General features: G+C 54.3%; 5 protein-coding genes and 2 pseudogenes. 3 read left to right on the plus strand and 4 right to left on the minus strand.

The window, feature by feature from the left end; translation table 11 throughout:
* Nucleotides 1-353: 353 nt before the first annotated feature.
* Nucleotides 354-1,751, plus strand: coding sequence for a glycosyl hydrolase (locus AWB67_RS28775; protein ID WP_087659591.1), 1,398 nt, complete (start codon nucleotides 354-356; stop codon nucleotides 1,749-1,751).
* 63 nt (nucleotides 1,752-1,814) lie between these two features.
* Here AWB67_RS28775 and AWB67_RS28780 read toward each other — a convergent pair.
* Nucleotides 1,815-2,268: pseudogene (locus tag AWB67_RS28780) on the minus strand (integrase core domain-containing protein); the annotation flags it as partial.
* 187 nt (nucleotides 2,269-2,455) lie between these two features.
* Between AWB67_RS28780 and AWB67_RS41500 the strand changes: the two are divergent.
* On the plus strand, nucleotides 2,456-2,695 hold the full coding sequence (locus AWB67_RS41500) for a hypothetical protein (RefSeq protein WP_200822331.1): 240 nt from the start codon (nucleotides 2,456-2,458) through the stop codon (nucleotides 2,693-2,695).
* Nucleotides 2,696-2,973: 278 nt separating this feature from the next.
* A complete protein-coding gene (locus AWB67_RS28785) occupies nucleotides 2,974-4,329 on the plus strand; it encodes a glycoside hydrolase family protein (RefSeq protein ID WP_235025374.1) in 1,356 nt (451 codons plus the stop codon).
* Between the two features lie 101 nt (nucleotides 4,330-4,430).
* Here AWB67_RS28785 and AWB67_RS28790 read toward each other — a convergent pair whose 3' ends face one another.
* From AWB67_RS28790 to AWB67_RS28800, 3 genes and pseudogenes are all read right to left on the minus strand, one after another.
* Nucleotides 4,431-5,438, minus strand: a complete 1,008-nt coding sequence (locus AWB67_RS28790; RefSeq protein WP_087659592.1) for a glycosyltransferase family 2 protein — start codon at nucleotides 5,436-5,438, stop codon at nucleotides 4,431-4,433.
* A gap of 70 nt (nucleotides 5,439-5,508) precedes the next feature.
* Complete coding sequence (locus AWB67_RS28795) at nucleotides 5,509-6,699, minus strand: glycosyltransferase family 4 protein (RefSeq protein ID WP_087659593.1); 1,191 nt, start codon at nucleotides 6,697-6,699, stop codon at nucleotides 5,509-5,511.
* A gap of 111 nt (nucleotides 6,700-6,810) precedes the next feature.
* Nucleotides 6,811-7,517, minus strand: a pseudogene (locus tag AWB67_RS28800) (glycosyltransferase); the annotation flags it as partial.

Below are 7,517 nucleotides of genomic sequence, written 5' to 3' on the forward strand. Positions count from 1 at the left end.
GCGGGTTCGAAGGTTCACGCAAATCATGTCTGTCGCAATATGGAATTCGTAATTTCGGCCACGAAATAGGAGGATTCATGCGTGTCTCTTTCGCATCTGGAATGATTTGCCGAGAGTAGGGCACGAGCGTTGTCGACTGAAGTTTTTGTGTCATTTGTACATCAGTTAATGAAATTTTGACGCAGCGTAGGGGAATATTTACTTCTCGCCCCCACAAAATACATCATTTATTCGTAATATAATAATAGTTGACAGTGAACTTACTTTTTTGTTTATCGTTACATTTTGTTACGATGTCGGTAGTTATGTGTTGAATATACTCGCATCTCCGAGTAAGTCAGCACAAACGACCTATGAAACCATTCGGCTTTCCCGCCAAACAAGTCGAAACTACCAAAAAATATTCTTTCGACCCTAGTAGGCCCTCTTTTTCACGTCGACATTTCCTTTCTCTGCTGATGGCCGGTGCAAGCAGCGCGACACTGGCTGCTTGCGGTGGTGCAGGGGAGGCCGCTTCCAGTTCGGATTCGACCAGCGTAGCAAAGGCTGCGGGCCGCACGGCCTCGCCCGACGGCGCGACGATTCCGTCAGCTACGTCGATTACCGACAACGCGGGTAACACTTGGACGTTGATCAACAATCACGTAACCAAGAATGGTGCGTCGACTTCGACCGGTTCGCCCGTGCCGATGACCCTGCTCCTCTGGTATGGCGGCGTGATCTACGCGCAAAATTCGGCCGGCTCCTGGTTCAAGAACGGCAGTCCGTGGACCTTAATCGGGACGCTTGACCCGCGCGCAAAGGCGTCCGCTGCTGCGGCACCGCTCTTCTACGGCATGAACGGCCATATGGCCTGGGGCAGCGGAATCTACAATACTATGTCGCCCACCTCCCAACTGGCGCTGCTCAAGGACCTTGGCGTTACCAACTATCGTTGCGACGTGGCCGATGTTGGAATGGCGACGTATCTCGCCAACGCGCTAAAGGGCGCGTTTTCCGGCAGTGGTGTCGCTATTCTCCCGGTGATCAACCCGCGGTCGGCCAATTGGGACCCGAACGGTTCAGAGTCGGCGGCATATTCGCTTGGCTATGCACTCGCCGTGCGTGTCACAACGCCGCTTAAGGGACTCGTGAAATACATCGAGTGCGGCAATGAGCTTGACGATGGCATGAAGCTCAGCGGCGACGGTAGCAACTTCTACGATTGGAATCCGGCTATGTGGCCCTCGTTCCGCGGTGTGATTCGCGGCATGATGGACGGAGTGAAGGCGGTTGACTCCTCGATAAACTGCGGCGTCAATGTCGGCATTCCGCTCGCCTACGGCGCGCTGCAGATGCTATGGAACGGCGTCACCCCGAACGGCACAGCGCAGGGTCAATCTGGAGCCGCACTCGTGCGCTGGGATTTCACGACTTATCACTGGTATCACAGCTCGGGCGACATTCTGTGCGGCTGGAAAAACAGTGCATGCCTGGACGTTCTGCAGGTGCTCAAAAATTCGTTCGGCAAGCCAATTTGGATCACGGAATGGGGCTGGACCTGGGGCAAGGATTCGGGGCAAGCCGCAGCGGACTATGTGACCACCGCGCTGACCGAGTATCGGTCACTGAAGGACAAGTACAACATTCAGTCGGTGATGATGTATTGCTTAATCGATTCCGACTATGGATTGATCCAGGCAGACGGGATGACGAAGAACCCGGCATACGCGAAGTTCAAGAACTTCGTCGCTTCTAATCCGGTTTCCTGAAGTTCCAACACACGGTGAGCGTCATGGCGGCCGTCTTGATCTGTGCGATTCACAGACATCCTTTCACTTTCTTGAGGGCCGTTTTCTGGGCGTGCTTGAGTTCGTGGCTCCGTTAGGTGATGCGAGTTCAAGCACGCGCCGATGATGTTCGGCAAGGGTCTTGTCGACTCGCCATTCGCGATGCCGAATTCGCTCTTTCAGTTCGTCGTAGGCACTTGCACCTGCTCCGAGAGAGGCGTGATTTCGCCCACTTCTGCGATACGATCGACGGGTGTCGATGGCGGTCAGTTTCCGCACTTTTCGGGCGGCGCCAGTTGTAGTCGAACTGCCACTCCTCAGTTCGCTTGTCAATCTCGTCCTCGGTCGGGGCGTGGTGGAACCAGAACTCATTTAGATCAGTCAGTTGCGAACGCTCGACCTTGCTATTGAGGTGCGGCGAGCGTGGCGGAATCGGTCGAAATTTGATGCCCTCGCTCATCAAACGCCGCAGTACTGATTCGGCGAAGAACTCGCTACCCCCGGGTCTTAGTCATCGGACACGTGCTGATCGACGTCGGTTACCGCGTGCTGCTCACGCGGACTAGAAATCGTGCAGAGCTGCAAGCTGCACGTCAGACTGCAATTGCCTTTAGATCTTGCCAAGCTCGACCGCTTCGACCTGATCATTTTGAGTCCTATGCCAGAAAGGACCGGGCTGAACTAGCGTGCTGTTCGAACTGATCGTCGAAAGAAGCGAGATGCCGCAGCCTGCCGATCACGACCAACCAGCCGTTCTTGGGATGGAATGGCTTGTTCCCGATCCCGGCATGACTGTCGCTGCAATGACCGGCTTGTCCATCATTCCATCATCCGACGGCCTTCGAGATGAATGTCGAAATCTACCGTCGCCGACCAGCCAGCGACAAAACAAACAGCCGGCATGTTGCCTGAGGTGTTTTACATGACATGCGTTGTTTATCTAAGACACCACCTGTTGACGTTTTTCTAAGATAAGACAAAACGCTAGGCATAAGTGGCCCTGATCGGGCCAATGCGTGGCTCGGCGATCCATGTAGCTTTTTATCGCGACCGCAAAATACAGACAAAACCAGAACAGATACGATGAATCGTACGTTGACGACCAATTCCGATTGTCTATTTCATTTTGTTACATTCTGTTAATTTTTGCCAGCGTTTCTGCCGATATACTCACGCTCTTCTAAGTTTATCGGCACAAATAGCTATGCAATCCTACAAATTTGATTTTAAGGATGCACAAATTACCGAATCACGACGCCTCGGCGCCGAGTTCTTGCCTTCACGTCGGAATTTTCTATCATTATTGATGGCAGGAGCTGGAAGCGCTGCCCTCACAGCCTGCGGCGGCGGTGATAGCAGTGCGGTCGCAGATAGCGTGGTTAAGGCAGCGAGGGCGGCTTCCCCGGACGGTACGGCCATTCCATCGGCTGCGTCGATTGTCGACAGTGCGGGGAGCACTTGGACATTGGTCAACAATCGCGTGACTAAAAACGGTGCGTCGGTTGCGACAGGTTCGCCTAAGCCCCTGACGCTAATCCTCTGGTATGGCGGTGCGATCTACGCGCAGAACTCGGCCGGTACTTGGTACAGGAATGGCAGCCCGTGGACAGCGATAGGAACGCGTGACCCGCGAACGAACACCGCTTACGGCGTACTGCTAGATACGTCGTTCGGGGTCAAGGGAGATGGTAAGACCAACGACCGTGCCGCTCTGCAGGCGGCGATCGACGGATCAGTGGGTCAAATCCTGATGATAACTGGGCAAAGCCGTATCGATATGAAGGGATTGGACCTCCGCGGCAAGAGCCACATTCGCTTCGCCCCGGGCGCGTCGATCAAGCTCCTTCCATACAACGCCGAGGCGTATCAAATGATCCGGGTGTGGGACGTGGATGGCGTGATTATCGAGAACGCATATCTCGATGGCAGCAAGGAACTTAACGCGTCGAACACTGGCGAGTGGGGGATGGCGATCTCGATCAACGGCGCAACAAACCTGACTATCGAGTCGCCCACTACAATCAACTGTTGGGGCGACGGCATTTATCTCGACAATAGCTGTTCGGGAAGCAATGCATATAGTAAAAATATCACCATCAATAATCACCATGCAATTGGCTGTCGCCGTCAGGGCATGTCGATCGGCAGCGTAAGCGGTCTGGTTCTCAACAGCCCGATCTGGGAGAATATTGGCGGAACGGCACCCGGCGCGGGTCTTGACATCGAGCCGGACAATAGTGCCACCGTTCTCGAAAACATAAAGATTGTCAACCCTACGAGCAAGAACTGTTCAGGCCCAGGTATCCAGATCTGGCTTTCTGCATTCGCTGGGCCGACGAAGAAAAATGTGAATATCAGCATCACCGGTCATACGGATGTTTCGAGCAAGGTATGCGCGTACTCGGTGCAGGCTCTGCGACTCAACGGATATGTCGTGACCGGCTCGATCACAAGTGCTAGCCCCGTCTGGAACAGGCCGCTGAATCAGGCGTACTTATACGCGGACTGGGATCAAGCCGGTCCGACGGTGTCTGTGACCAACCCAAAGATCGTCAACTGACAAGTGACTATTTACACTAGGGGTGCTTGATCTTGCAGCGTTGCGGTGTGCGCGTTCGTGCATGAGCTATGCCGAACGCGCACACGTGTGCGCGTTCTCCGCTATTTATTTGCCGCCTTAGGCGTTCTGACCTGCTGCCCGCTGGCGTTCGCTATTTCATTACGAAACTTGTGCCGCCAATAGACGTACAGCGCCAAGCCTCCAGGAATTTGGCTCGTTACGAACAGCGGAAGTTCGCTGGAGCAGATGTGCTCGATCAGCGGACGTTTCGCAAATAAACCATATGCGAGATATCGCCAGGCCATGGGCGCGCGAACCCTCATGCGAACCTTGCGAGAAAGAAACCATTTGACGCTTTCTATCGCTCCATTTGGACACCTAAGCATAAATGATTTTCCACCTGCGGTTAGCCCCGCTTCCAGATAGTTGCCAACGTATATAATTTCATTTATATGGACCATCTGATACTGAAGACCGATTGGCGCCCAGACAGCGTCTTCAGCAAGAAACTTCTCTCCTTTGAATTCTGGAAAGCGAAATCTCTTTAGCACGTCGCTTCGATAGATCTCTGCCTTGTCACCTTTTATGCCTCGATTGAACCTCATCTCGATGTAGGACGAGACTTCATTGTCACGCGGAAATCGATGTCCGAGTGGCTCCTCTTCGCTCGTCCCGCGCATGAAACTGATACCGGATCGGCCCTCACCTTTGTACCTGCTCCAGACTTCCTGGATGCGCGATACCGCATTCGGCGTCAGATAGTCGTCACTATCGACGATAAAGATCAGTTCGGTCACGACGGCGGCTATGCCAGCGTTTAAAGCCGTGTGCTTGCCGCCGTTCGCCTTCCTAATAACGCGAACCGCAAAGGCCGCTTCTTGGATAACGGCCGAACAAAAATCAGGTGTTTCATCGGAACTGCCATCGTCAACAATAAGCCATTCAAAGTCGCGAACGGACTGGGACTTGAGGCTTTTATAGAGCCGCGGGAGCCACTCAACTCGATTGAAAGTGGGAGTGATTATAGTAAGGAATTTGGATGTTGAAAGTCCGAAGTCACCTGCTGGATCGGTGGGTTGTCCGGACGCTATAGGGAACAGGGTGTCCATTCCAGGCCGACTCCAGTGTAGTCAATCGATCGCGCATGCAGCGCTTGACAAATCGGCGCACGACACGCCGTCACGAGCGTGCACACTCGGGCCGAATAAGCTGAGGCAGTTCATGGAACGAGCAGAGTTCTTGATAGAGGGCGAGCATCTTGTCGAGGACAACGGCTTCGTCAAATTCGCTCAATCCTTTTTCGCGCGCTGCAAGACCGAGCTTGCGGCAGAGTGCGCGGTCCTGGTCGAGTAGTCGAATTGCATCGGCCAGCGCACGGGCGTCGCGCGGAGGCACAATCAAGCCATCTGTCCCGTTGCAACTCACTACCTCACGGCAGCCGGGTCCGTCCGTCGTGATGAGCGGCAGGGCACAAGCGGCTCCTTCGACGAGCGTGGTAGGCAAGCCTTCTCGATAATAGCTGGGAAGCACCACCACGTCGACGTTTGACAGCAGTGATCGCATGTCGTCCACGTGGCCTAGCCATTCGAGTAGTCCTTCTTCAGACCAGCCTCGGACAAGCCGCGTCTCTACCGCAGCGGGATTACCTTTATCGGGGGAGCCAGCGAGTAGGAACCGGATAGAGCGGTTCTCGTCTTTGAGAATTCGCGCCGCTTCTACGTACTCACCGATCCCTTTTTCCCAAATCAAGCGCGCTGCCAGGAGGACGCGCAGTGGTTGGACTTGATCGCGTATGGGCTCGGGGCGAGGAACAAATCTGTTGAAATCGACACCGGCGCCCCTTATTAGCCGCATCGACCGCTCATCGACAATCTTCGATTCTCTGAAAAACATCATGTCATCTGAATTTTGCAGAATCAGCGCGCTTGCCGTCCCCTGAAACGCGGAACGCATTACCCGTCGTACCATCGGGCGCAGGAAGCGCGCCTTAGGGGAATTACTAGTAAAGACGTATCCCATGCCATCGATTGCGTTGACCCGCACTGGCACACCGGCCAGTTTCGCCGCAATCGAACCGTAGACCGCCCCCTTGATGGTGAACCCATGGACAATTTCAGGATGCTCTTTCAAGAAAAATCGAACGAGCCATCTGACAAGCAGAAGTTCCCGAAGTGGATTGAGGCTGCGACGCTGCATAGGAACGGACTGCCAACGAAAGCCCAGTTCCAAAAGCATGGATCCATAGGCCCCTCCTGGGGATAGCAGAACAACATCATAGCCCTCATCTCGAAGCCTGCTGGCGAGCGATAGCCGGAAGTGATAGAGATACCAGTCCGTGTTAGCAAAGAGGATGACTTTCCGCGCATTCATATAGTCTCCGGTTAGTTGAACTTCAGCCGGTGCACGACAACGCTCGATTTTTCATCACAAAAATGCCACCTGTTCCTCGCGAATCGGAACTGCTGCACTGAGGGGCTATGGCTAGTGGGACTGGTCAGGGGCCGGTGGTGGCCGTTGGGCGCGAGGGGCGGGCCGAATCGACGTCATGGGAAGAATCATCCAACCTGGCGTTTTAAACCTGACGATGGCGACATAAAGCCAGAGGTAAAGGCTCACGAAAGCAAGCGCTGCTACCACAAGAACATACGGCACGTGCCAAAAGAACGTCGCGGGGACGATGGTGACGAGACTGAGAACCCAAAGGTAAATCGCGCTTATCGAGTTGCGACGGGTGCGATACTGGGGATCGGCAAAGTCGCTGCCTTTTCGGCCGACTCGCTTGTAGATGAGTGTGTGCAGATGAAGCCCATCGGGAGCATCGACGGGATGGGCTCGAATGTACTTGCGCCGGTATATGGAGAAGAGCGTCTCGAATGCCGGGTACATTACGACAATAGCGTAGAAAGCGCTCACATTTGGGTGACGGGAAATCAAGAGCACGAGAAGTTCAGCCATAACGAAGCCCACAAAGTACGCTCCCCCATCCCCCATGAAGACAGCCGCCGATGGGAAGTTCCACACGGCGAAGCCTCCAATTGCCCCGATCATGGTGAATGCTACGCTGGCAACCAGCCAGTCATTTACGCCGACGGCGACATAGCCAATCGAGGCGAAGATCAGGATGGCAATGATCGAGGCGAGGCCATTTAGCCCATCAATGATGTTCATCGCGTTGGTAACACCTGCCA

Origin of the sequence: Caballeronia terrestris (assembly GCF_001544515.1) — a bacterium.
GTDB lineage: Bacteria > Pseudomonadota > Gammaproteobacteria > Burkholderiales > Burkholderiaceae > Caballeronia > Caballeronia terrestris.

Coding starts and splice junctions, on each gene's coding strand:
- AWB67_RS28775 (WP_087659591.1), top strand. CDS start 354: ATGAAACCATTCGGCTTTCCCGCCAAACAAGTCGAAACTACCAAAAAA.
- AWB67_RS28785 (WP_235025374.1), top strand. CDS start 2,974: ATGCAATCCTACAAATTTGATTTTAAGGATGCACAAATTACCGAATCA.
- AWB67_RS28790 (WP_087659592.1), bottom strand. CDS start 5,438: ATGGACACCCTGTTCCCTATAGCGTCCGGACAACCCACCGATCCAGCA.
- AWB67_RS28795 (WP_087659593.1), bottom strand. CDS start 6,699: ATGAATGCGCGGAAAGTCATCCTCTTTGCTAACACGGACTGGTATCTC.